Raw genomic sequence first — 22366 nt, forward strand, 5'->3', positions numbered from 1 at the left:
GCCCGGGGCTTTTCACATCGAAACTATAAAAAGGGAGAAGACACATGAAGCATACAACAAAACTGGTGGCCGCAGCCGTTGCAGCCACAATCGCTGCCGGTCCAGCGATGGCAGAACAAGGCATCACCGACACCGAAGTCCTGATCGGGTCCAACCAGGACCTGTCCGGCCCGTTTGCAGCCTTCGGCGCCCCCGCCGTCAAAGCGGCACAGCTGGTCTTTGACGAAGTCAACGAAGCTGGCGGCGTTCACGGACGCAAAATCCGCTTTGTCGTGGAAGATCACGCCTATCAAATGCCCAAAGCCATCCAAGGCATGAACAAGCTAATCAACGGCGACAAAGTCTTTGCGATGCTGTTGTCTTTGGGCACGCCGATGAACATCGCAGCCTTCAAACTGCAAGACGCCAAGAACGTGCCGAACGTGTCGCCTCTGTCTGCGGCCCGCCAAATGGCAGAACCGTTTTCACCACTGCACTATGCGGGCACCGCGACGTATTACGAACAAATCCGCGTTGGCGTGACGTATCTGGCCGAACAAAAAAGCGTCAGCAACGTTTGTGCGATGTACCTGCCAACCGACTTTGGGAAAGACATCAAAGAGGGTGCAGAATCTATTTCAGCGGAAACAGACGGGCTGAACTTTGTCTCCGAGACAACGCACAAGCCAGACGATGCAGATTTCGTGGGCGCGTTGCAAAAACTGAACGCCGATGGATGCGAAATCGTGGCATTGGCCTTGGGCGTGCGTCAGGCCATCACAGTGTCCGGCACAGCGAAAAAGCTGGGGCTGACCAACATGTCCTTTCTGAACTCCTCGGCGGGCTTCCACACAGTTATGGCCAAAGTGCCGGGCGGCGTGACCGAAGGCATGTATGCGGCCTCTGGTTGGGCTGATCTGCTGTCACGTATGGACAAGCCTGAAGTGCAGAAGTTCTTCAAGCGTTTCACAGACGCGACAGGCGAAGCATTGCCGGGTTCCGGCGCATTGCTGGGCCACTCTGCGGCAGAAACAATGATCCGTGCTTTGGAAGCGGCAGGCCCTGACCTGAACGCCAAATCCTTTCAGGCCGGCATCGAAAGCCTGAACTACGAAGATGTCGTATCCGGCAACAAAGTAACATATTCCGCGACAGACCACCAAGGCGCGGACGAAGTTGTGATTTCTGTCATCAAAGACGGCAACTGGATGGAAATCGCGCGCAAATAAGGCGCCTGATTTCAGTATAAAATTGAAAAGCGGGTCGTATCATCGGCCCGCTTTTTTATTGCGATCCGTCTTATTCGGCAGCCGTCTGTGCAGATGGCATTTCGACAGGTGTCAGGCTAACGGGCAATCCGTTGAACGCCGCATTTCCTGTCAAAACATCGACACGTTTGTCATCGGTCAGGTCGTTAATCGAGACTGTGAGGGTTTGTGTGGCCGCTGACAATTGCCCCCCGCCCTGCCCCCATCCTTGCGGGATCGAAACAACACCGGGGGCCATGTCGTCTGTCACTTCTGCTGGCGCCACAATATGCCCGACGCGCGACGCCACGCGCACCTGTGCGCCGTCGGCAATACCCAATTCGCCTGCATCTTGCGGATTGATTTGCACGGTACACCGATTGCGCCCCTTCACCAATCGCGGCGCGTTCTGCGTCCATGAATTGTGACTGCGCACTTGCCGGCGTCCAATCATAACATAGGGGCGATCCGTTGGCGTCTCGTGCGCCAAAAGGCGCGGCAGATCAGCGACAAATACATCCGGGCACAGGTTCAATCGCCCATCAGGGGTCTGCAAACGCGGCGCCAAACATGGCACAAGCGGGCCAAGATCAAGGGACCCTTCGTGATCCTTCAACACATCCACAGACACGGCCTGTGCGTGAAACCCACGCGATAACGCATAATCCAATTGCTCGGACGGTGACGGGCCAAGGTCGCGGCCACCCATCAAAGCATTTCCAAGGCGTGCAAAGATTTCCCATTCCGGAATCATTCCTTTTGGGCGATCAAACAACGCGTCTGCGTAATTTGCTGTGTTGCGCACCGCAAATGAATGGAACACCGTATCGTAAACCGGTTCTTCAAGGGCAACAGTGCCCGGCAAAATCAGGTCGGCGTGTTGCGTTGTATCGTTGATATGGATGTCCACGGACACCATAAAGTCCAACGCCTTCAGGGCGCTTTCGATGCGCCGCCCGTTCGGGGCCGTCAGCACAGGATTTCCCGCAACAGTGATCATTCCCTTGATTTGACCTGCACCGGAGGTTTCCATTTCCTCTGCCAACACGGCACTTGGGAATTCCCCGTTATAAAGCGGCAAACCAGAGACACGGCTGCGTTTTTCGGGGTAGGTGCGTGGGGCACCTTTGCGCCGCGTCAATCCCACGTTGTCAAAGGCCGGGGTCGTAAACATAGCACCGCCCACCGCGTCAAAATTGCCGGTGATGATGTTCAAGGCGTTTGTCGCCCATTGGCACAGACCGCCGTAAGACTGCGTCGACGCGCCCATACGCGCATAACACACAGCACGTTCTGCACCTGTGAAATCGGCTGCAAGGTTGCGAATTGTGGCGGCGTCAATGCCTGTGTGGCGGGCCGCCAGATCAGGCGTGAAGGGCTGCACGGCATCTCGCAGCGCCTCGACCCCGTCGATCACATCCCGCAGTGCCCCAAGATCCACTGCATTTTGTGCAAAGACCTCGTGGATCAAAGCAAGGATCAAAAACGCATCTGTTTCAGGCCGGATAAAGTGATGTTCCGCGCCGTGGCGCGCTGTTTCTGTGCGGCGCGGGTCAATCACGACCATGCGCCCGCCGCGCGCGTACAGATCATCGATACGCCCGGGAAAGTCCGGTGCCGTCATCATGGACCCGTTGGACACCATCGGGTTCCCGCCAATCACCAGCAAATAATCCGTGCGATCCAGATCGGGGATCGGCATCAGCATCGGATGGCCAAGCATATGAATAGAGGCAACATGATGCGGAATTTGATCAGAGGTCGCAGATGAATAGCGTTGCGTTGTGCCGATGGCTTTGATCAGCCGTGGCAACGTCATCAGGTTCGCAAACTTATGGGCGTTGGGATTGCCAAGATATGCCCCGAACCCGTCTTTGCCATGCACATCCTGCACCGCACGTATGCCATGGGCCGCGTAGTCAATCGCCTCATCCCAATCGACAGGCTCCCATTCCTGCCCCCGCTTGCGTAAAGGTGTTGTGACCCGGTCAGGGTCGGTGCGAAAATCCTGCAACGCGACAGCTTTCGGGCAAATATGGCCCCGCGACAACGGATCTTCCTTGTGCGGTTTGATGCTCAGAACCTGATCGCCTTCGTGTTCGATCACAAGGCCACACATCGCTTCACAGATATTGCACGTCCGGTAATGTCGCTGCATGGCGCGTATCCTGTACTTTGGGTCAAGGTCTTTGAAGACGACGCGATTTGCGGAATCCATGCAAGGTTCGCGATGATTTACGTGACGTCCTGCTTTGATGGTGAACAGCGCTGACAGCCGCGCAGGCGACATCCGCACAAAGCGTTATGGAACCATCTTGTGCGCATCACGTTGTATCCCCGACAGCGCCCGACACCCTGCCAGACGGTCTGTTCGAGGTGGTGATCATTGACCCGAACATGCCCTTTGGAGGCGTCAAAAATTCGGGCTTCGGTCGTGAAGACGGCGGCTTTGGCATGATGGAATTTGTCAACGCAAATGTCCGACTTGGGCAAGGGGTATCTTGATATGCCCAGCATCTACACGGACGCACATGTTGAGGGCTGGAAGAAGATCACCGATGCGGTGCACGCAGGCGGGTGGCGCATCTTTTGCCAACTTTGGCACGTGGGGCGCATCAGCCACGTGTCATTGCTGCCCGACCGCCAACGGGTTCGAGCCGTGTTCACAGTAAATCACGTCAGAATAGCTGCGATCAAGACAAACGGTGTTGCCGTTTTCGTCTGTTACCAGCAAATCCAGATCGCTGTCTCCGTCACCTGCGATGCCAATTTCAGCATGGCGGCCACCATAAAACGGAACTTTGAAAATATCGACTTTGCCACCCGGCAAACGCGACAAAGTACGTGACGCGCCGCCGATGCGGCCACGCGAACCTTCGGCCTCTGCGTCTTCAATCAATCCCACAACTGAAGGATCACCACCGGCAAACTCTTTGGCCGCAGCCAACATCGCCAGCCAAAGTCTTGAATTCCATACCTTTTTTATGACAAATCCTGTTAGGAAGCGATCTGAAGGCACGGTTTCCATCGATACATGCACGGCCGTTCGAAAATCAACGGCGCGCGCACATGGCTGATGAGTTCCTGCCAGACCGCTTCGGTCTCTGGCTGCTTTAGCCCAAAGGCTGACGCGGCATACGCGATCCCTTCGGACGCTACTTTGGCACGCGAATCCAGCATGACTTCGTTACAGTTTTCACGGCTTAACATTTGGATTTCAGCCTATCGCATTTCCGCGGTGCGTTGTGCGCCTTCGATTAGACCCCAGCCCGTCACGACAGTGCGAACACCGGGCGTGTCCAACTGGTCGCCAAATTCCGCATCTGGCACTTGAATGGTTTTGAAAGGCACGGTTGGCGCACGGGACAGTTTGATCAATGCAATGTCATTGTCAAAGTCTTCACCCACGTATGCGGGGTGGCGGATTATCTTTTCAACAGAAATAGCATCGCCCTGCCCCTCAGCCAGCAGATTGGTGCCGATCAGCACAGAAATCGCTTGCGGGTTCAAATCACGGTAGACCCCGTTCGCATCCGCCATGTGGATGCAGTGCGCCGCCGTCAAAACCCAAGTGTCCAAGATCATTGATCCACCACAAAACTGCGCATCTGGCGTCACTGGCTGACCTGCAATCAGCAAAGCAACCTGCGATGGCCATGCACCGGAATCCTCGATTTCTCCACCGATGACGCGCCCTGCACTGTCGGCCTGTTCCGCCTCTGCGGCGCGTGTCGCCTTGGCGCCGCTTTCCAATCGGTTCGACAGGTTTTGTGACGGCCATAGCATCGAAATAGCACTGTCAGCATCGATATAGAGCACCGTCATATCCACAATTCCCGCGGTGGGGTTTTTCAGCGTGACTTGCAACATGTCGCAGTGACTGGCTGTGGCTTTGCCCTTGGCATCAACCCTTGGGCCGCTTGGCTTGGCGCAACGCTGTTGCGGACCTGTTTCGCCAGTTTGCAACTTGAAAGCAGCGCCCGGTTTTGACGAAGGCAGGGAAAACCCGCCAATGCGGCTGCCTTGCCCCAGCTGCGCCAAAGCCCGTTCCAACCGAATAAGACCGGCCACCTGGGTCAAGCGTGTGGCAAGAACATCCGCGTCCCCTGCCCCCAAACGCGGCGAGGCACCAGCCCCCTGCCCGTCCAGCACCCCATCGCGGCCCACCAGCGCCAAACCGTCGCCCGTCCACACGACGCGGTGTGTCGGATCAGCGCTGGACACATCAAGTGTGTTGTTGGCCGTCACATCATCCAAAAGCCCCGCCATCAACGTCTGACCCGCCACCGCAATCCGCGACACGCCGGGCGCATCGCCGCCAAAAACGGGAGTATCTGCCATGGGTCCTTCCGCATCCGGCGTTTACACCGCTTGGCCCGCTTTGCTTTGCATGCGTTGTGCGGCGGCCTGAATCAGTTGCGGATAGCTCAGATCAGGCACTTCGCGCATGAGCCCCGTCAAAGCCTGCGTAAAATCACCATGCCACAGACGTTCCGTTTTTCCGCGGCCGGTTGCAACCGGGTGACACCCTAAAAAAGGGGCTGTTTCGCGTCACGAACGACACATTTGGTCGTGACCGTGTTGTGGTGATTTTGTCCCGGGCAGATACTCAATCAGAGATCGAGGATCTTAGGCTCCTTGGCCAAAGCGCCATAGAAGTCTTGCGCGGAACAGAGGAACAAGGTTCCGATTTTGCCAATGCCCTGCGCACGGCAGGATTTGGCCAAACGACCCGAGGCGCAGTTTCACTTGATGAAGACAGCGGACCGGAACCTGTGATTTTGCAGTTCGATATCGATACTGTGCCGGATGCCAAAAAATAAAAGTTGCCCATGGGCAACTTCCTTATCTTCACCCATTAGGAATGAAAATTGCCCATGGGCAATTTTCTATTTCCGGTCATCCAAGAAACTTTCCAAAGCGGCCCGCAAAGCAGCACTTCCTATTGAGCTATCAAATTCCACCACAGTGCGACGGCCTTTGTTCCGGACGGTGATCGGAACATCACCCGCCGTACGCCGATAGGTTTTTTCATGGGTCGGCTTTGACACAGCGGCAGGCTTACAGGCCGCCTTAAGACGCCTCATGACTTCGACACCATCCAAAGGGCGTCCCAACCCCTTGCGCGCGCCTTCTTGCGCTTGAGCGATTGAATTTGACGTCTCTATCAAAGCATTTAGAGACTTTTTTTCAGCAATCAGCGGCTTTAGATCACGCGCATGGCGTTCTTTGATATCACGAATAGATGCGAAGGCTGCAACGATTTGGGACGGCAAATTTGCCAGTGATAAATAGCGGCTTAACCAGGGGGGGCTGACCTCTAGCCGTTCTGCCATCGCCTTTTGTTTACCGCCATAATAACGGGCGATCGCATCCGCATAATCAATGGCGCGTTCGTAATCAGAGATGTCTTCGCGGTCACGGTTTTCAATGTCTGCCAGACGAAACGCTTCTTCGTCGGTCATGTCGCGGACATCGACCAGATACTTGAATTGCAGATAGTTATGCGCCCGCAACCAACTTACCGCAAAATGACGACGGGCCCCGCAAATCACTTCGTAGCGCTGCGGTCCATCGGGCAGGGGGCGCACAATGGCCGCGAATTCCTGCCGGCCTTGAGACCGGATGCCATCAATTAAATCGCGGCAGTTTTCTTCGGTCAAAAGGGCGTAGTCGCGGTTGTGACGGTCCCACATCCGGCACTCTGCGGGGTCCACCCATCGCAATGTTTTTTCTTCTATATCGCCTGCAACCTGATCTGCAATCGTCGTGGATCTTTTCAAGAAACGACTGGATCGCGCGGCAGATTTTGAAGGGGCCATGTCGTCCAGCCCACCCAACACATCGTCGTAAAGTGCGTCATGCTTTTTGTTCATAACAGTCCTTCCTTTCGCAAAGCGGGATAGTGACTTGGCCATGTTTTGCGGATCAGAACTTCGATCTCGCGGTTCACCGCATCCAGATAAGCCCGGCATCGTTTGTGCGTTTCTGTACGGGTCGCAGGCCCGGTGGTTTCATAGACCGTCGATAGGTTGGCAGAGGCGTTGTCGATTTCCGCGCTGTCCTTCAACACGGCTTGCATGATGTCCATCGGGAACACAGCGTCCATCATCCGTTTGATCGCGACATGCGCCGACTTATTGTCGTTCATTTTAGTTCCTAAAATGCGCAAAAACGCATATTCGCGGGCGCCACCAGCCTGTGCCAGTTCATGCATCGTCGCACCCATCATCTTAAGGAAATGCGCTGTTGATCCAAAATCGATATTGTTCGGAGGTGCAGGGATCACCAAGGCATTGGCCGCACGCAACACAGACAAAGACAACATGCCAAGGGCAGGGGGCGGATCCAGAAGAATGACGTCAAACTGATCCTTGATGGTATCTATGCCGGAACGCAAACGGTCCAGAACAAAACTTTGTTCGCGCACCATGCGGGCAGCGAATTCGTATTCGGCGTCATAGAGGCCCAAGTTGGCAGGAATAAGCGCCACATTCGGCCAGTAGGTCGCACGTAAAGCATAGTGTAAAGACGATGGGCCACCGTGACGAAAAAACGGGTACAGGGTATCTTCGTCTTCGTCGACATCCACGTCAGGGTTCAGCCCGAACACGCTTGTTGTGCTGGCTTGACTGTCACAATCAATCACACACACCCGATATCCTTTAAGCGCAAGGTACTGTGCAAGATGACAAACTACCGTTGATTTGCCCACGCCGCCTTTGAAGTTTTGGATCGCCAAAACAAGGGCCTCATCGGTTTCGGCCCGATGTGGCAATGTTCCAAACAAAGCACGCATACGGTTGATATCGGTTAATGCATATCCGGTGCGGCGGTTGGTGGTTGGGTCTTTATCAGGTTCAGGCAAGCGCCCGTCATCTTCAGCATCACGAATTGCTTTTTCACTGCGGCCCACCATTTCCGCGGCTTTGCGCATGTTGAACCGCAAGTCCAATGTCTTGTCAGCCCCTGGGGCATACACGCGTTCCCGCAACCGTCCGATGACGGTTGATGCGCGTGTCGCGAGGGTTTCCAGATCATCTAAAGTGACAGGGGGCAGGGCAGGGTTTTGCATCTATGTTACCATCTTGGAAGTGTCCTTCGAATCATGGTGATAAATGGTTCTTGGGTAAAGTGCGAATTCTTAGCCATGTTCGTCCAAAAACCGCACCTTGCGGCTGTGGCACCATAGTGTGGGAAATTCGCAAGGTACTGCCGTAAAAAATGAAGCATTATTGCCCGATAGGAAGCTTGTTGCCCAATTTGTAAGTTTTGGCTGGTCGGAACGAAGTTTGTAATACGAACGGGTCAATGCAAAAGCTTTTTAAAACCAAATCTAAAAAACCAGTCTTTTCTAATTCATATAGTTCTAGTTCATTCAGTGTAAGCATATGTTATTAAACCTAAAAACCTATTAGCTCTTACATATTGGGCTGTCTTGGCATACGTAAGGGGATGTTTGACCTTACGCAATGGGATCGCTGTTCTTACGTTTGGGATGCACTTTAACTCTTACCTATTGGGTGGTTCGGTACAGGGGATTTTACAGCGAAAAAAGTGTATTCTTATCAAAGCATTGCGATTCGGCTTCCGAATCAGGCGTCCTTTAAATCTTACGTTTTGGGTGATTTACCAAAACCTCTCTTTCTGATACCTTACACTTAACAGCATACAAAAGTAAGCGAACACAGGTAAGAGATGGCGCCCAAAGATCGCCCCATACGCACGGTCGATGCCAGACCAAACGCAGAGACGCTGGTAAAACCCGGCGAGTTGGTTGATCTTGTTGAGGTCACGCCTCTGACTTTGGCAGACCGCCGTATTTATAACCAGCTGCTGGAAAACGCGTGGGACGCGATTGATCGCCCGGTGACCCATATGATTTCCAAAAGTGACTTGCGTGGCTCTCACAATTCAAACGACCGGGTTGGTGAATCCATCGAACGGTTGATGGCCTCCATCGTAAAGGTGCGGGTTGTGCGCGACGGGGAACCCGCGATTGAACGCGTGCAGCTGTTGGGCGGCAACATCGAAACAACACGGCGCGACGGGTTGTTTGAATATGAAATTCCATCGCGGCTGCGCAATATCATCAAAGACAGCACCGTTTTTGCGCGGCTTCAGCGCGAGGTGATGTTTGCGCTGAGTTCGAAATACGCCCTGACCTTGTACGAGATGATCCAGAAGCGTGGCAAATTGCGCTGGCGGTCGTCTGAAAAGTTCAGCCTTGAGGATTTGCGCGGCGTTCTGGGTGTTCCGAAAGGTAAACTGGCCAGCTGGTCCAACCTTAAATTGCGTGCGATTGATCCTGCCTTGGAAGAAGTGAACGCGCTCAGCGATTATGTTGTTGCTGTTGAACCGGTTAAAACGGGACGGCGTGTCACCCATGTGGAATTGCGGTGGTGGACCAAAGACGCCAAAAGCACAGCAGAAGCCGAACGCGAATTAAGCTTTTCCAAAGTAGGGCGCAAAGCCCGCACCAAAGGTAAAGTTGAAGACATAAAGCCGCGTCCGGCGTGGTTGGACAAGAAGGGGCCAAGCCTGCGATCCGAGACGTATGAAACCGCGAGACTGCGGTATGCAGGTTATGATATTTATCATGTGGAAGGCGAGTGGCGGGCATGGTCTACAGGCAAAGATGCGCCACAAGACCCGGATCGCGCTTTTCTGGCATTTTTCAGGAAATTCGCTGAAGCCAATCCGATATAGGCTCTACTTTGCGTCTTAGAGTGGCAAAATTTACTGCGGCAGCTGCAAAACTGCGGTGCAGACTTCAATTCCGATGATATCCTGGCACAAACCGGGTGGGCCCTCTGATCCGTCCAATGGCGAAAGCATCACGTCAAATCCGGTCTGCACTGTCAAAGACCCCGCGTTGCGCCAATATTGTGCCTGAACGCTGATGGCTTCGCCCGATTGATCGGCGCGTCTGCTCAGTGCTTGCACCCAATCATGCAAAGCGACGCCCACAATATTGGCAAGATGGAAATGTCCGGCCTGATCAAAAGTGACAAGAATTTCAGATGCGATGGCATACACCCTTATATACCTGACTTTGATCATCACATCAGGGTTTTCTGAGGCATCTGTTCGAGCCCTTATGTACCGTATCGATACATAAGGGATCAAAGCACCTACGTAAGATAAGCGAATAAGAGACAAATATACCGGATGACATCTTTGGTCATAAATACGCCGTAGTCTAAATTTCAGAAATTAGACTTAAAACACCCTGGTCCAAAAGCGCAGATTCAGCTCGATTACATGCTTCAACATCTGGTTTCTTCAGAGTCATCATACGTTCTTGCAACAACATAAACGATCCGTCACGCGTAGGTTCAACCAAGGAGAGGGCGTCGCCAGAATAGCCGAACTGATCTGATGTCCACCCCATCCATCCGAACGTGACCCTATCAGAAAAGAGGTGTTTATTCATTCCCTGATACATTGAGGGGCGGGCAACAATCCACTTGAAGTCCCATATTTCCATCATTGCGAACATCAGCTCGCGTGTGGTGCTTGCGCTTTGGTACCAGTAATCGCTTGAGTCACTCATCGGGAGGGATAATTTGACCAATGGAGGGCTATTACCGTCGAAGTCGATGCTTCGTGTTAACTCGACGCCTCGCTCAGCATTTGATTTTGCCGTGATATTGAGAAGCTTCGTCCCAAATTCGGCGTTCAGGTCTTTGTTCTGCTTCCATATGCTATTGAAAACCGTCCTGGGGTTTTCATGCAATGAAATCCTATTGGTATCAGCCTCAAGGCGATCCCATTCTTCCAAAATACCAGGATCAGGCTCATCAGTTGTAAGAAGATATTCTGCAAGCTCTTCCCCGCGCACTTTGACTTGGTCTGAAAGATGCGACAGGTCATTGAAGCCGCTATGATACCGGTTCAAATCCGTCATTAGTTTAAGAACCTTATCGAACTCGAAAAGAGCCGTTTCTTCGTTGAATCCGGGTGTTGTAGTTCTTTTAGTAAAGCCAGAGATTTCGTACATTCTAGTCTCCTATGAACCCACTATGGGGGTCCGTTTGACTTGGGTTTGGGGTGTAAATCACCGGAATAACCAGTCCTTGGAATTCTTGTGTCAGAGCAATCGTCAGGGCGATTTGAGCACAGTGCCATTGCAGCAAGACAGGCGGTGTTGGGGTGGCCGCGCGTTTTTGACTTGTTGCTTGTGCAAGAAAGCGGGCTTTTTGTGCATCCCCCATACCAGAACGCCAGCTTACACGGTCAATAGATGGGGCGGAAAACAAACCATCTGATGTGGTCACGTTCAAAAAGAATGCGTAGTTATCTTTGGCTTCGACAAGGGTGCATAGTGAGCGCCAAAAGCCGTCAAAATCCACTCCGTTATCTTCGCTATTGCTGCACCAACATCGGCGTTCTGTGAAGCGCCTAGCTTGCGCGTCTGTGCTGCATGAAGCTGCTCAAGCGCATCAGCACGAGCTTTCGAGCTGGTCAGAAAATTAAACAGGGATGATTGCGCGTGGCCCTTGTCGGTCGCTGCCAACTCCTTGTTCATTTTGACGGCAGAAACGGCGTTCTCCAGCTTGCCTAAAAGACGCTGTTCGCGCTTCTCAAAATACTTCGTTTCTGTCCGCTGCTTGGCATAGTGCTCACGCCATGCCGTGCGGTACTGCTCCTTGATCTGAGCACGGGCTTTCTGAAACGGGGTAGGGGTATCGCCCGCACTTGTGCCGGCGATCTTCGCCTTGCCCGTTGCGTACCATTTGGACAGGTCTTTCCACTCTTCCGAATGGCGTTCGTGCATGGCTGCGCCATTCTCGGCAAGGGCGGCGTCCTTGGCTTTCTGCGCGGCCATGATCTTACGAATTTCGTTATCATTGGCATGACCAAGCCCCTTCGCCTGGTCATGCTTGTGATAGACCTCGCATTTGTCTGCTGAAAAGGTCTCACCAAGATCGCGGCGCTTCCAGTTCATCTCTCGCTGTTCGCAATAAATCGTGCCGCGTGATTGCTCATAGCCTAGCGCCCATTTGGAAAGCCGCTCTTGGTATTTCCAAAGATCGAGCATTTTCCCATGTTCAGGATTCACGCGGTTGATAACAACATGCAGGTGAGGGTGCTTGGTATCATTGTGAGCGATGATAGCGGCTTGATGGCCGTCAGCGCCTAGAGCTTTGATGCTCTCATCTGCCGCCTTCATCATTTCCGTTTTGGTCATGTCGTCCTTCTCGTCGGGATGCCATGCAAGCGAATAATGAAACACCACCTTATCGGATTTGTTGCCAGCCAAGCTCTGACCAGCCTCGCGCTTCAGCGCGTCCTGCTGGTTGGCAGTGGCTCGCATAATCCGATAGGCCATATCGGGATTTTCGGTCGCCAGATTTCGAAATTCCTGCCACTCAACACGGTCGGACGTGGAATTCACGTCTTGGCCTTCAAGGCGCTTGTCGTGCTGCAAATAGGCAAACATTCCCTTGAAGCTGGTGCCAGTCGCACGGCCTTCTTGTGATGCTTTAGGCGTCATAAGAGGCTCCGACTTTGGCAATGGCCGCGTTGAGTTCCTCAAGCACGTCTGCAATGTCGTTCGGGACGGAATTACCAAAATTCAAAGTCCGCACGATTTGGTGCAGATTGACCCCGCACCGCTTGAGTTCAAAAAGCATTTTGTCCTCAAGCGGCGTTTGGCGGGTGGCAACCTTGCGGCGTGTGAGAACGGCACGGGCATATGTGGAAACGGGCAAGCTGGCCTTGGCCGCTTCACCATCCACAAAAAGCACGTTCGACAGCATTTAGTCGAACAACCAAAGGACGGTCACGAAACTCGCCTTCGGGTTTTTCGGGTCGTCCGCGTTTGGTGCGTTTTAGGGTCATGGCCGCAATGCCGATCTATGATCGCCCTTTCTTAAGCTGGTTCCAAGGGGTGCGTTAGACCCCTAGGCAAGATTTAATGTCATACATTAAATCATCTTGTTACTTATCTTTACATAATACCCTACATAGACCAACTTTAGCAAATTAATCTCCATCCCAACCCTGCGCTCCGGCTTTGTGCCATTGCTCTCACATGCCCCGTATCTGCACCACTAACAGCTAAGAGCTTGCCTTTGCGACCATGAGATTTCTGTCTGCCGTTTAAGAATTGGAGTTACGGACAAGCAACGAAGAGGGCTACATGCGGGTTGCGCCTTCAAATTTTTCGTAGGGAATTTCTCACATTCAAAACCGCTCACTCAATCGCCGCACAAAATCCATGCGCCCATGCAGGATCGCCAAGATGATGGGGCGTTCACGCGGCATGAAGAAAATGTAATGCTGTTCGCAACGATGTGCATGAATGTCATCGGTTAAGCCCTCAACGGGCTTGGCTCTCGCTCTGCCACTGCCAACAGCCTCGCAGCACAACACGATCTGATCATAGTATTTCTCAGCCTGATCGAAGCTCCATGTGTCATGGGTGTAAAGCCAGATTCCGCTTAGGTCTTCTTCCGCCGCTAAGGTAAGTTCAACATTCTTCATGTGGGCGCGTTATAGACCCGCTCGGCGATGCGCGTCCTTGCGGATATCCTCAAAGGATTTTGTCGAAAACTCACCGCGCTGCGCTTGCGCGATACGCGGTTTCAAAAAATCCGACAACGCCGCTAACGCGTCGTTCTCGCTCATATCCTCAACAGCAGGGGCTTCGCCCAAGGTTTGTTTGAGAACAAAATCCTTGATGCTCTGACCTTTAAGGGCTGCAATAGCTTTGAGCCGTGAATGCTCTTCGGGGGTGATGTCGATTGATAATCTGGGCATATTCCTATAGTAGCACAACATAATGCACAAAACAACATTTGTAATCTGGATGCGGATATCACGATAATCTGAGGGTAAAGGCCAAGCCATGGCCGATGATGATCTACAAGGCTTTGCCGACAAAACCACAATCTCAGCCAGTTTTACGGGGCAAAATGGTGCATTCCTGCTCGGAAAAATTCATCCAGACCATGGGTTAAACGCACCTGCTGGAATTTCTGATGATCGCCATCTCTTCGTTATGGCTGGCTCTCGTGCTGGCAAGGGAACCTCGATGCTGGTTCCTAACCTGCTCCATTGGCAAGGCGGCGTGTTCTGCATCGATCCCAAAGGTGAAAACGCTTCAATCACAGCTATGCGCCGTGGCACTGCTCATAGTGCCAAAGGAACGGGAACAACCGTTCGCCAGTTCCTCGGCCAACAGGTCGCAATCATCGATCCGATGGAAACCGTTCAAGGGGCGGCAAAACGTTATCGCGTAACCTATAATCCACTGGCAGATATTGAACGCGTCACAGATCAGGAAGCCGCGCAAATTTACGCGCTGACGGAATCCATCATCATAGATGAAAAAGGCACTGGCTCCCACTTCACCTAAAGCGCAGGCACAATACTGGCGGGTCTGATCGAAGCCGTCATTCATACCGAGAAGCCAAAAGACGCGCACCTGATAACCGTTCGTGAGCGTTATCAGAACGGCATGGAAGCCCTCAAAGAATATCTAGCTGGCGTTGATACCCCTGCGGGCTTGGCCGTCGATGGGCTCACCATTTTGGAAGACGTGGGGGACGATGAAGGCGGTTCCTTTTCCACAACCTTGAACCGTCAATTGCGGTGGCTGTCTGATCCACGAATGCAGCGCCACTTGCAGGCTGGGGACTTTTCCCTTGTCAAAGCCCTGCGGGAAAACTGGTCTGTCTATGTCTGCCTACCGCCTGCCCAGATCAAACGCATGAAGCGGTGGCTCCGCGCCATGGTACGCATTGCGCTTGATGCAAAGATGGACACGCTCAAGCCCCCTGAAGGCGAGCGGACGTTGTTCATTCTTGATGAGTTCTATTCCCTCGGCCACATGCAACTGATCGAAGATGCCGCCGCCTATATGGCAGGCTATGGTATCAAACTGGTGCCTGTGATCCAGAACATCGGACAGGTGCAAAAGCTGTATGAGAAAAACTGGGAAACCTTTCTCGGCAATGCGGGCGCCATCATAGCGTGGGGTCTGAATGATCTTGAAAGCGAGAAATACATTTCTGACCGCATGGGCAACGTGCTGACATGGGAAGTGTCAGAAAGCCTCGGCACGTCAAGAAAGCCAATGCAGTTTGAAGTCGAGTCGATCTCTAAGAATAAAAGCGCCGCCTTGCATGAAAGGCCAGTGCGCCGCCCCAATGAGGTTCACGAAGACGGGTCACGCGAAACGCTGCGGGCATTCATCATCCCCGCCAGCACGAAGCCCTTCATGGTTTCTAGGGTCGATTATATGAATTCAAACGGGACAGGGTTGTTTGACGCTCCAGACTCTATCGAACAATGGGAGAGCCAGCATGGCGCGAACACCTAAGCCACCAAAATTAACGCATGGTGGGCTTAATGCCCTGCAAAAGTTAGTGATCGGCCTCTTTATTGGCGGTGTCGGAATAATGTTTTTCCTACCACTGGCCATCGTCAAAGTTCTGAATATTCCAAACCTTAGAATGGGCGCGGATGATGTTGCAAACTTGTGGGCTGTCACAAAACTCTGTGTAGTTTTGTTTGTGCTGGTTTCACCCTTCTTCTGGCGACTAACAGCACGGTTTCTGGCGTGGGGTTTTGATGATCTCAGGCCAAGTCGTTGGAAATATAGCCCGCTAGCGAAGATGGCTCGTGACTACAAAAATCGCGACAACCTATCTTCTGGCGATCACATGATGCTGCATATGAATATACAAGATGTGCTGCACTTTCTGGCTCTTCCGCTGATCATGATTACCACTTTATACTTCACATTCTGGCCGTGGCACGGTGTCGTCGGTGGTTGGGAAACTAGCAACTGGATAAGGACTCCGTCGCTGTTCGCGCCTTACGTTGTTGGCTTCTTTGTACTGTTACACGACAAGTTCAATTGGTGGTTCTACGATCTGGCCTATGCCGTGATGGGCGGTGAATACGACTACAGCAAAGAGGATGCGGGCGAAGCCCAGCCTAACTCTGCCCTGATCGGCAAAGGCAACACTGCAAGCGAAAACCGCGAAAAGATGGCAGCAGCGCTCTTTGTGGGTGCACCACTGCCTAAAGAAGAAGATTTCAGCTTCGATCTGACCGCGTTCTCTCAAGACAGCAAACCCAAAAAGAAATTCACCCCTGAAGAACAACGCGAAGCCGCTGAAATAGATTGGGTGCTTTTCGGCGACCCCAGTTTGAGCGCTTGAACCTGTGCCACGGTCAAAGGCACAGGGGCGATAATGTCATTATAGCCGGGGAAGGCCTCTGCCAGATCAAGACCATTGACGCGAATGGCCACGTCCAGTTCGTTCAGACGCAAGCGCCGCGCGGTGGGGTCCAGATCGGGATCAGCCCGAATGTGTTCGCGTTCCTGGGTCAGGTCGCGTCGGGCAATCGCAAGGTCTTGCGCCCCGAGAGGTTTGTACAGCCTGTGCGACCTGAAACATTTTGTCGGCTTGTCCGTAGGCATCTGCCCCGTCTTGCGCAAAAGCAGACATCGCGTGGCAGGCGAAAATAACAGCAACAATAAACCTTTTCATACCAAAGTATTCAAAGCGTGTCTGGCTTGGTCAAGTGACAAATCCGGTTAGTCGGGTCGCGGCTTACCGCTACTGGGCCATTTGTTTGTCGACTTGTTGTTCCGTATCACGGCAACCGGTCCGGTTGGGCGGTGTCGACAGGGTGGGACCATTGAACAAAGACAAAAGCTTAGACGGATGGCAGATGCAGGCGTTTATTCGGCGATGTCTTCGGCCCACAGCTCGGGCTTTTCTTCAATGAACCGCTGCATCAAAGCAGTGCAGTCCGGGTCGTCTGCGATGATGACTTCAACGCCTTTGGAGCGCAGGAAATCTTCGTTGCCGCCAAACGTGTTGTTTTCCCCGATCACCACGCGCGGGATGCCAAATTGAATGATGGTGCCTGAACACATCATGCAGGGGCTTAGCGACGTATAAAGTGTGGTATCCCGGTAGGTCTTTTGCCGCCCCGCCTTGCGCAGCGCATCCATTTCGCCGTGTGCGATGGGGTCGCCTTTTTGCACACGCTGGTTGCGGCCTTGTGAAACAACTTCGCCCCCGCGCGCCAGCACCGAACCGATGGGGCAGCCGCCTTCATCAAAACCGGCTTTTGCTTCTTCATAAGCGATGCGCAGCAGGCGGGTGTCGTCAGCGTTCATTTGGGCATATCCTTCAGAATGGGGCCATCGTAATAGGGCAAGCGGTCCACGGACGGGTGCCACAGACCCTGTTTTTGCAAGTTTTCCATATGATCTGCGATTTCGTCCAAAGTCGCAAACCAAACATTTTTCGTCTCGCGCGTTTTGGCGATCCAGGCTTCTACCTGTTTCCATCGCGCCAGACGGCCCGTGAGGAACGGGTGAATGATCAGCATAAAGAATCCGCCCGCATCGTACTGCGCCTCGAATTCTTCCCAAAACCCTGCAAGGCCGTGCGATGGCCCCGCCACGGGCATCATATACCCGATTTCGTCGTAATGTGCGAAGGGCGGCCAATCATCGGTGCCCCAATGGACAGGCATCTCATAAAGCGCGCCCTGTTTGGTTTGTAGCTGGTAGGGAATGTCATCGCCCATCATTGAACTGTCATAGCGCATCCCGTGTTCGATCATCAGATCGACGACCTCTTGGGTGATGTTGTAGACGGGTGCACGGTAGCCGGTGGGGTGTTGACCGCAAATTCGTTGATGCACGTCCAATGTGCGTTCAAACCATGTGCGCTGCTGCCCGCGTGTCTTGATGGGGTCTTCGTGCAGATAGCCGTGGTGTCCGATTTCATGGCCGTCTTTCAGGATGGCTTCGGCGACATCGGGGTAGGTTTCGAGACACCAACCGGGGATGAAAAACGACTGCTTCAGCTCAAACCGGCGATAGGTTTCAAGGATGCGGGGCAGGGCGACCATTGGCCCGTATCGTCCCATGGAAATGGGATAGAGCCGGTCGTGGCTGTCTTCGGGTTTTGCGATGTGGATCAGGCTGTCGGCGTCCATATCAAACGTGATTGCAACGGCGCATTTGGCCCCGTTTGGCCAAGGGATGGGATTGCGGATCATGTTTCGTTCAAGACGTGGGCGCTGACGGTGTCCCACGACAGCCAAATTTCGTCACCGCTGTGCAAGTCGAACTTGGACAGTTCGCGTTCTTGCATCTGCACTTTGAATTCCTGACCTTCGGCGTCTTCAAGGAACAGTGTGACCATGGAGCCTACGAATTCTTCCGAGATCAGTTTGCAGAACGCCGTGTTCTCACCTTCTGGTTCTTCCATCGAGATGTGGACCAGGTCGGCGGAAATCACGAAGCTGGCAGGGTGGTCTTGAACCAATGCCACGTCATTTGTCGGCACGGTAAAGTCACCCGATGCGGTGGCGATGCGGGCGGTGTTGTTGTTCACTGATGCGACGGTGCCGGTCAGGATGTTATTGCGGCCCACGAACTCCGCCACGAACTGGTTTGCAGGCGCGCGGTAGATGTCTTTTGGGGTGCCAATTTGGGCAATTTCGCCTTTGCCCATGATGATGACGCGATCGGCCATGGCGAAGGCCTCGGACTGCGAATGGGTGACGTAGACAAAGGTGATGCCAAGTTCGCGTTGCAGATCGGTCAAGACGGCTTGCATACGGATGACCAGATGCGCATCAAGCGCTGACAGCGGTTCGTCCAGAAGCAGAATTTGCGGTTCCATCACCAGCGACCGCGCAAGCGCCACGCGTTGTTTTTGCCCGCCCGACAGGGTGGAAATGTCGCGGTCTGCAAATTCCAGAATGCCCATCTTTTCCAGCCATTTCAGTGCGCGCGTTTTGCGTTCCTCTTTGCCAACGCCGCGCATCTTCAGGCCAAACTCCACGTTTTCCTGTGCGCTGAGAAAGGGAAACAAAGCCAGCGATTGCCAAACCAGCGGTGTGTCGCGTTCATGCGGGGGCACATCGTTCATCAGCTGGCCGTTCAGGCGGATTTCGCCTTTGCTGGGGGCGTCCAAACCCGCCAACATGCGCAGCGTTGTGGTTTTTCCACAGCCCGAAGGCCCCATAATGGCCAAAAATTCGCCTTCGCGGATTTCAAAGTCCAGTTCTTTAACGGCGACAAAGCTGTCAAAGCTTTTTTGGACTTTATCAAAGACGACAAGAGGTTCTGTCATGGACGGATGCTTTTCAGTTGGCGGCCGGCAAAGAATACTTGTGCCAGCACGACGAGGGTCATGGAAATAAGGAACACAAATGTACCGATGGCGTTGACCTGTGGATCGATGTTGCCTTGCACGATCTCAAGAACAACCACAGGCAGGGTTTTGTTCAGGCCCGAGACAAACCACGACACCGCAAATTCATCAAATGAAACGGCGGCTGTCAGAAACAAGGCGGATGCAATCGCGGGTTTGCAAAACGGGATGATGACATGGCGCATGGTCTGCCATTCAGATCCACCAAGGTTCCAAGCTGCGGCTTCCAGGTCCGGGTCCATCTGGTTCAGCCGCAGCCGGATCACAGCCATCGCAAATGGGGCCGTCAGAACGCTGTGTGCGATGACGATGGAATAAAGCTGTCCTGACATGCCGATCTTGGAAAACCACGCCAGCATGGCCAACGCCATGATGATTAGGGGAATGGTGGGGGGCAACAGGATCAACGCAAGATAGGGGCCTTTGAAACGAAAGTTGTAGCGAAAGTCTGAATAGGCCGTGCAAAATCCAAGAAACGTGGCAATCAAGGCCGTAGAAGTAGACACAATCAAGCTGTTTAGAGCCGCTTCCCACACATCCGGGTCTGCAAAGATCTTTTCGTACCATTCGGTCGAAAAGTCGCCCAAAGGGATCGTTGGGAAGCGTTGCGAGTTGAACGAAAAGATCATGCTGAAAATGATCGGCGCAAACACAAATGCAAAGACCAATGCCACGTATAGGCCAAGCATCACATTGACAGGACGGCTTGAGTTCATTTCGCGCCCTTTCGCTTGCGATAGGCCAACGCGATGCCAGTGAAAGCGATGGCAAACAGCGTCCCCATCATCATGATGGCCACCACGGCAGCCCGCGGCCATTGCTGCCCTGATTTGGTCGTATCAAGGATCAGGATCGGCAATGTCGGTTCCTGTGATCCGCCCAGATAGAATGGGGCCACGAAATCCCCAAACGACAGTATAAAGCAAAAGATCGCGGCAATGATCAGCCCCGTTTTCGACAGCGGAAGGATCACTTGCCAGATCGTCGCCAAGGGTTTGCAGCCCAGATTGCGCGCCGCCTCGATCAGGTTTTTGTCGATGTTTGCCATTGTCACAGTTTGCAAGATCACAACCAGCGGCAAGGTCAGCGTCATATACCCCACAAGCGTGCCAAAGTTGGTGTTCAGCATCGTGTACGGCCCAAGGCCGATATACCCCAGCATCCCGTTCACCACGCCGCTTTCTGACAAAATCACAAACCATGAAAAAGTGCGCACCAGATAGCTTGTGAAGAATGGAATAATCAGCAGAAAGATCGCCCAACGCCGTGTGGCGTCACTGGCGCGAAACGCCAATGCAAACGCGGCAGGAAAAGCGATGCACATCGCGCAAACCGTCGCTGCTGCGGCAATGAAAATGGTGTACCAATAGCTGTCCCAGAAGTATCCGCGCGACAGCATTTTTGACCAGTTCACAAATTCGAATGCCTCCGTCATGCGGTAGTTTCTCACCAGGAAAAACGACATCGCCACCATGAACAGAACGGGGCCCACAAAGAAGATGAACTGCCAGATGATGATCGGCAGACGCCACGTTGTGGCATACAAGCTAAAAAGGCGGGGCGGTTTGGCAGGCATAAAAGACACTCAGTCTGTGGGTCAAAAAGAGGCAACGTTATGGTTGCCTGCTTTCAAATTTTTTCGGAACCCAGATCAGGCGTTTTTATATTCGGACCAGAAGTCGTTCCAATCCTCAAGACCCTGCTGTTGCGGGATGTCGCGGTAGTGGATGCGCCCTTCCTTAATCAGCGTGATGGGGTCTTGCGGGTCACCGTCAATCTGGTGGGACCGAGTGGCTTCGGCCAAATCGGCTTCGATCAAGGCGGCGCGGCCCGCTTTGGTCACGCAGAAGCCGGGGTAGGCCGCCATTTGGGCGGATTTGACCTGACCGGCAGGTGACATCATGTATTGGATGAAGTCTTTGACCTGATCTGCTTTTTCGCTGCCTTTGCCGATGGAATAGCTTTCGGTGAACTGGATGCCGCCCTCTTTTGGGATAACCGATGCAACAGGTGCGCCGTCTTTTTCCAAAACGCCTGTGATCCAGTCGCCGATGCCAACCATGGCTTGCATTTCGCCGTTCTTCAGCCCGTTGAACGTGCCGCCGTAATCAAAAAACCCGCCAACCTGTTTGCGCAGGCCCATCGTGGTCTCTTGCACGGCGTCCCATTTGGCGTCGTCCAGATCCCAAAGGCTGGCGCCGTTGCCGTTGTACAGACTCATCATGCCCAATGTTGGCAGATGCCAGTCAAAGTGGCCGACCTTGCCTTCCAGCTCTGGTTTCCAGAAACATTCGTAGCTTGTGGCCTCTTCTGCTGTCACAGAGTTTTTGTTGTAGGACACCCCTAAATGGCCGCCGCGCAGCATCATGGAATACATTTTTCCATCCGCCCAGTGGCCGGGGAACTGTTCAAAATCCTCGTGCAACATATCGTCCAGCGGGTAGTCCGCCGGGTTCATTTCGTCGATGTAGCCGGCAAGGTTCAGCTGCTGCACGAATTCGCCGTCTGACAAGATCAGGTCGTAGGTGCCCGGGGGTGATTGCGCGATCAGGGCCAACATGTTGTCGCCGCCCGCGTAGTATTTCGGGACAAACTTGACGTTGTTGGCGGCCTCATATTCCGCGACCATGTCGGGTTCGCCGTGGCCGTACCATGCCAGCATGTTGATTTCTGTGGTGGCGGCCCAAGCGCGGCTGACAAACGGAGTTGTCAGTACTGCAGCCCCGCCTGCTTTCAGCAGTTGGCGGCGGGTTGGGGCGCTTAGAAATGATGATGGTTTTGCGAGTGTCATGGTCGTCTCCCTGGTGTGGCGCCTTATCCAGAAGACGCTTCTTTTCGTTTTGCACATTCAGTGCTTTCAGTACGGATTAACTAAGATGCTATTGCAAGGGGTGCTCTATTGGAAGTTTATCGTTCCTATGCATTTATAAGAAT

Annotated in this window: 24 protein-coding genes and 2 pseudogenes; 8 read left to right on the forward strand and 18 right to left on the reverse strand. The window is 53.4% G+C overall.

Annotated elements, in window-relative coordinates; translation table 11 throughout:
- Positions 1 to 44: 44 nt before the first annotated feature.
- Positions 45 to 1208, forward strand: coding sequence for an ABC transporter substrate-binding protein (locus tag ABJL60_RS21260; protein ID WP_348376367.1), 1164 nt, complete (start codon positions 45 to 47; stop codon positions 1206 to 1208).
- 70 nt (positions 1209 to 1278) lie between these two features.
- Here ABJL60_RS21260 and ABJL60_RS21265 read toward each other — a convergent pair whose 3' ends face one another.
- Positions 1279 to 3384: a molybdopterin-dependent oxidoreductase gene (locus ABJL60_RS21265; protein WP_348376368.1), complete on the reverse strand. Its 2106-nt coding sequence runs from the start codon at positions 3382 to 3384 to the stop codon at positions 1279 to 1281.
- Between the two features lie 230 nt (positions 3385 to 3614).
- Here ABJL60_RS21265 and ABJL60_RS21270 point away from each other — a divergent pair.
- Positions 3615 to 3731 (forward strand): annotated as a pseudogene (locus ABJL60_RS21270) (aldehyde dehydrogenase family protein); the annotation flags it as partial.
- A gap of 1 nt (position 3732) precedes the next feature.
- Positions 3733 to 3813: pseudogene (locus tag ABJL60_RS21275) on the forward strand (hypothetical protein); the annotation flags it as partial.
- A 39-nt stretch (positions 3814 to 3852) separates the two neighbouring features.
- Here ABJL60_RS21275 and ABJL60_RS21280 read toward each other — a convergent pair.
- Both ABJL60_RS21280 and ABJL60_RS21285 read right to left on the reverse strand, forming a co-directional pair.
- Positions 3853 to 4254: a hypothetical protein gene (locus tag ABJL60_RS21280; protein ID WP_348376399.1), complete on the reverse strand. Its 402-nt coding sequence runs from the start codon at positions 4252 to 4254 to the stop codon at positions 3853 to 3855.
- Between the two features lie 194 nt (positions 4255 to 4448).
- The gene (locus tag ABJL60_RS21285) at positions 4449 to 5567 is read right to left on the reverse strand and encodes a serine protease (RefSeq protein ID WP_348376369.1); all 1119 of its coding nucleotides are present in this window, start codon (positions 5565 to 5567) and stop codon (positions 4449 to 4451) included.
- A 170-nt stretch (positions 5568 to 5737) separates the two neighbouring features.
- Here ABJL60_RS21285 and ABJL60_RS21290 point away from each other — a divergent pair, with 170 nt between their 5' ends.
- Complete coding sequence (locus ABJL60_RS21290; RefSeq protein ID WP_348376370.1) at positions 5738 to 6049, forward strand: hypothetical protein; 312 nt, start codon at positions 5738 to 5740, stop codon at positions 6047 to 6049.
- Between the two features lie 66 nt (positions 6050 to 6115).
- Here the strand turns inward: ABJL60_RS21290 and ABJL60_RS21295 are convergent, their stop codons facing one another.
- Both ABJL60_RS21295 and ABJL60_RS21300 read right to left on the reverse strand, forming a co-directional pair.
- Positions 6116 to 7102, reverse strand: a complete 987-nt coding sequence (locus tag ABJL60_RS21295) for a ParB/RepB/Spo0J family partition protein (protein ID WP_348376371.1) — start codon at positions 7100 to 7102, stop codon at positions 6116 to 6118.
- Positions 7099 to 8301: an AAA family ATPase gene (locus tag ABJL60_RS21300; RefSeq protein WP_348289827.1), complete on the reverse strand. Its 1203-nt coding sequence runs from the start codon at positions 8299 to 8301 to the stop codon at positions 7099 to 7101. Before ABJL60_RS21300 ends, ABJL60_RS21295 begins: the two co-directional genes overlap by 4 nt.
- A 623-nt stretch (positions 8302 to 8924) precedes the next feature.
- Between ABJL60_RS21300 and ABJL60_RS21305 the strand changes: the two genes are divergently transcribed.
- Entirely contained in the window at positions 8925 to 9935 is a 1011-nt protein-coding gene (locus ABJL60_RS21305; protein WP_348289830.1) for a replication initiation protein, read from the forward strand.
- 30 nt (positions 9936 to 9965) lie between these two features.
- Here ABJL60_RS21305 and ABJL60_RS21310 read toward each other — a convergent pair whose 3' ends face one another.
- From ABJL60_RS21310 to ABJL60_RS21335, 6 genes are all read right to left on the reverse strand, one after another.
- Positions 9966 to 10265, reverse strand: coding sequence for a hypothetical protein (locus ABJL60_RS21310; protein ID WP_348376372.1), 300 nt, complete (start codon positions 10263 to 10265; stop codon positions 9966 to 9968).
- 163 nt (positions 10266 to 10428) lie between these two features.
- On the reverse strand, positions 10429 to 11229 hold the full coding sequence (locus tag ABJL60_RS21315; protein ID WP_348376373.1) for a hypothetical protein: 801 nt from the start codon (positions 11227 to 11229) through the stop codon (positions 10429 to 10431).
- A 279-nt stretch (positions 11230 to 11508) separates the two neighbouring features.
- Entirely contained in the window at positions 11509 to 12726 is a 1218-nt protein-coding gene (locus ABJL60_RS21320) for a relaxase/mobilization nuclease domain-containing protein (protein ID WP_348376374.1), read from the reverse strand.
- Positions 12716 to 12991: a hypothetical protein gene (locus tag ABJL60_RS21325; protein ID WP_348376375.1), complete on the reverse strand. Its 276-nt coding sequence runs from the start codon at positions 12989 to 12991 to the stop codon at positions 12716 to 12718. The genes ABJL60_RS21320 and ABJL60_RS21325 overlap by 11 nt, the downstream gene beginning before the upstream one ends.
- Before the next feature lie 427 nt (positions 12992 to 13418).
- The gene (locus ABJL60_RS21330; RefSeq protein WP_348289844.1) at positions 13419 to 13718 is read right to left on the reverse strand and encodes a type II toxin-antitoxin system RelE/ParE family toxin; all 300 of its coding nucleotides are present in this window, start codon (positions 13716 to 13718) and stop codon (positions 13419 to 13421) included.
- A gap of 9 nt (positions 13719 to 13727) precedes the next feature.
- Entirely contained in the window at positions 13728 to 13994 is a 267-nt protein-coding gene (locus ABJL60_RS21335; protein ID WP_348289847.1) for a hypothetical protein, read from the reverse strand.
- A gap of 88 nt (positions 13995 to 14082) precedes the next feature.
- Here ABJL60_RS21335 and ABJL60_RS21340 point away from each other — a divergent pair, with 88 nt between their 5' ends.
- The 3 genes from ABJL60_RS21340 (at position 14083) to ABJL60_RS21350 (ending at position 16405) form a co-directional block, all read left to right on the forward strand.
- Positions 14083 to 14592, forward strand: coding sequence for a type IV secretory system conjugative DNA transfer family protein (locus ABJL60_RS21340; protein WP_348376376.1), 510 nt, complete (start codon positions 14083 to 14085; stop codon positions 14590 to 14592).
- 102 nt (positions 14593 to 14694) lie between these two features.
- Entirely contained in the window at positions 14695 to 15558 is an 864-nt protein-coding gene (locus ABJL60_RS21345; protein WP_348376377.1) for a type IV secretory system conjugative DNA transfer family protein, read from the forward strand.
- Positions 15542 to 16405, forward strand: coding sequence for a hypothetical protein (locus ABJL60_RS21350; RefSeq protein ID WP_348376378.1), 864 nt, complete (start codon positions 15542 to 15544; stop codon positions 16403 to 16405). Before ABJL60_RS21345 ends, ABJL60_RS21350 begins: the two co-directional genes overlap by 17 nt.
- On the opposite strand, the gene ABJL60_RS21355 is transcribed toward ABJL60_RS21350, so the two are convergent.
- From ABJL60_RS21355 to ABJL60_RS21385, 7 genes are all read right to left on the reverse strand, one after another.
- Positions 16306 to 16668, reverse strand: a complete 363-nt coding sequence (locus tag ABJL60_RS21355; protein ID WP_348376379.1) for a hypothetical protein — start codon at positions 16666 to 16668, stop codon at positions 16306 to 16308. The two genes, ABJL60_RS21350 and ABJL60_RS21355, sit on opposite strands and share 100 nt — an antisense overlap.
- 264 nt (positions 16669 to 16932) lie before the next feature.
- On the reverse strand, positions 16933 to 17376 hold the full coding sequence (locus ABJL60_RS21360) for a nucleoside deaminase (RefSeq protein ID WP_108830530.1): 444 nt from the start codon (positions 17374 to 17376) through the stop codon (positions 16933 to 16935).
- A complete protein-coding gene (locus tag ABJL60_RS21365; protein ID WP_348376380.1) occupies positions 17373 to 18269 on the reverse strand; it encodes a polysaccharide deacetylase in 897 nt (298 codons plus the stop codon). The genes ABJL60_RS21360 and ABJL60_RS21365 overlap by 4 nt, the downstream gene beginning before the upstream one ends.
- Positions 18266 to 19351, reverse strand: coding sequence for an ABC transporter ATP-binding protein (locus ABJL60_RS21370; protein ID WP_348376381.1), 1086 nt, complete (start codon positions 19349 to 19351; stop codon positions 18266 to 18268). Before ABJL60_RS21370 ends, ABJL60_RS21365 begins: the two co-directional genes overlap by 4 nt.
- Positions 19348 to 20148, reverse strand: a complete 801-nt coding sequence (locus ABJL60_RS21375; protein ID WP_348289862.1) for an ABC transporter permease — start codon at positions 20146 to 20148, stop codon at positions 19348 to 19350. Before ABJL60_RS21375 ends, ABJL60_RS21370 begins: the two co-directional genes overlap by 4 nt.
- Positions 20145 to 21008, reverse strand: coding sequence for an ABC transporter permease (locus ABJL60_RS21380; protein ID WP_348289865.1), 864 nt, complete (start codon positions 21006 to 21008; stop codon positions 20145 to 20147). Before ABJL60_RS21380 ends, ABJL60_RS21375 begins: the two co-directional genes overlap by 4 nt.
- A 75-nt stretch (positions 21009 to 21083) precedes the next feature.
- Positions 21084 to 22223: an extracellular solute-binding protein gene (locus tag ABJL60_RS21385; RefSeq protein WP_348289868.1), complete on the reverse strand. Its 1140-nt coding sequence runs from the start codon at positions 22221 to 22223 to the stop codon at positions 21084 to 21086.
- Positions 22224 to 22366 lie beyond the last annotated feature (143 nt).

Origin of the sequence: Ascidiaceihabitans sp. (genome assembly GCF_039986515.1) — a bacterium.
Lineage (GTDB): Bacteria > Pseudomonadota > Alphaproteobacteria > Rhodobacterales > Rhodobacteraceae > Ascidiaceihabitans.

What these genes read in the sequence shown, in the direction of transcription:
- ABJL60_RS21360 (WP_108830530.1), bottom strand. Translation starts at nt 17,376, where the DNA reads ATGAACGCTGACGACACCCGCCTGCTGCGCATCGCTTATGAAGAAGCA.
- ABJL60_RS21300 (WP_348289827.1), bottom strand. Translation starts at nt 8,301, where the DNA reads ATGCAAAACCCTGCCCTGCCCCCTGTCACTTTAGATGATCTGGAAACC.
- ABJL60_RS21320 (WP_348376374.1), bottom strand. Translation starts at nt 12,726, where the DNA reads ATGACGCCTAAAGCATCACAAGAAGGCCGTGCGACTGGCACCAGCTTC.
- ABJL60_RS21375 (WP_348289862.1), bottom strand. Translation starts at nt 20,148, where the DNA reads ATGAACTCAAGCCGTCCTGTCAATGTGATGCTTGGCCTATACGTGGCA.
- ABJL60_RS21285 (WP_348376369.1), bottom strand. Translation starts at nt 5,567, where the DNA reads ATGGCAGATACTCCCGTTTTTGGCGGCGATGCGCCCGGCGTGTCGCGG.
- ABJL60_RS21345 (WP_348376377.1), top strand. Translation starts at nt 14,695, where the DNA reads ATGGAAGCCCTCAAAGAATATCTAGCTGGCGTTGATACCCCTGCGGGC.
- ABJL60_RS21385 (WP_348289868.1), bottom strand. Translation starts at nt 22,223, where the DNA reads ATGACACTCGCAAAACCATCATCATTTCTAAGCGCCCCAACCCGCCGC.
- ABJL60_RS21315 (WP_348376373.1), bottom strand. Translation starts at nt 11,229, where the DNA reads ATGTACGAAATCTCTGGCTTTACTAAAAGAACTACAACACCCGGATTC.
- ABJL60_RS21350 (WP_348376378.1), top strand. Translation starts at nt 15,542, where the DNA reads ATGGCGCGAACACCTAAGCCACCAAAATTAACGCATGGTGGGCTTAAT.
- ABJL60_RS21330 (WP_348289844.1), bottom strand. Translation starts at nt 13,718, where the DNA reads ATGAAGAATGTTGAACTTACCTTAGCGGCGGAAGAAGACCTAAGCGGA.
- ABJL60_RS21305 (WP_348289830.1), top strand. Translation starts at nt 8,925, where the DNA reads ATGGCGCCCAAAGATCGCCCCATACGCACGGTCGATGCCAGACCAAAC.
- ABJL60_RS21295 (WP_348376371.1), bottom strand. Translation starts at nt 7,102, where the DNA reads ATGAACAAAAAGCATGACGCACTTTACGACGATGTGTTGGGTGGGCTG.
- ABJL60_RS21355 (WP_348376379.1), bottom strand. Translation starts at nt 16,668, where the DNA reads ATGCCTACGGACAAGCCGACAAAATGTTTCAGGTCGCACAGGCTGTAC.
- ABJL60_RS21380 (WP_348289865.1), bottom strand. Translation starts at nt 21,008, where the DNA reads ATGCCTGCCAAACCGCCCCGCCTTTTTAGCTTGTATGCCACAACGTGG.
- ABJL60_RS21365 (WP_348376380.1), bottom strand. Translation starts at nt 18,269, where the DNA reads ATGATCCGCAATCCCATCCCTTGGCCAAACGGGGCCAAATGCGCCGTT.
- ABJL60_RS21265 (WP_348376368.1), bottom strand. Translation starts at nt 3,384, where the DNA reads ATGCAGCGACATTACCGGACGTGCAATATCTGTGAAGCGATGTGTGGC.
- ABJL60_RS21335 (WP_348289847.1), bottom strand. Translation starts at nt 13,994, where the DNA reads ATGCCCAGATTATCAATCGACATCACCCCCGAAGAGCATTCACGGCTC.
- ABJL60_RS21260 (WP_348376367.1), top strand. Translation starts at nt 45, where the DNA reads ATGAAGCATACAACAAAACTGGTGGCCGCAGCCGTTGCAGCCACAATC.
- ABJL60_RS21340 (WP_348376376.1), top strand. Translation starts at nt 14,083, where the DNA reads ATGGCCGATGATGATCTACAAGGCTTTGCCGACAAAACCACAATCTCA.
- ABJL60_RS21370 (WP_348376381.1), bottom strand. Translation starts at nt 19,351, where the DNA reads ATGACAGAACCTCTTGTCGTCTTTGATAAAGTCCAAAAAAGCTTTGAC.
- ABJL60_RS21280 (WP_348376399.1), bottom strand. Translation starts at nt 4,254, where the DNA reads ATGGAAACCGTGCCTTCAGATCGCTTCCTAACAGGATTTGTCATAAAA.
- ABJL60_RS21325 (WP_348376375.1), bottom strand. Translation starts at nt 12,991, where the DNA reads ATGCTGTCGAACGTGCTTTTTGTGGATGGTGAAGCGGCCAAGGCCAGC.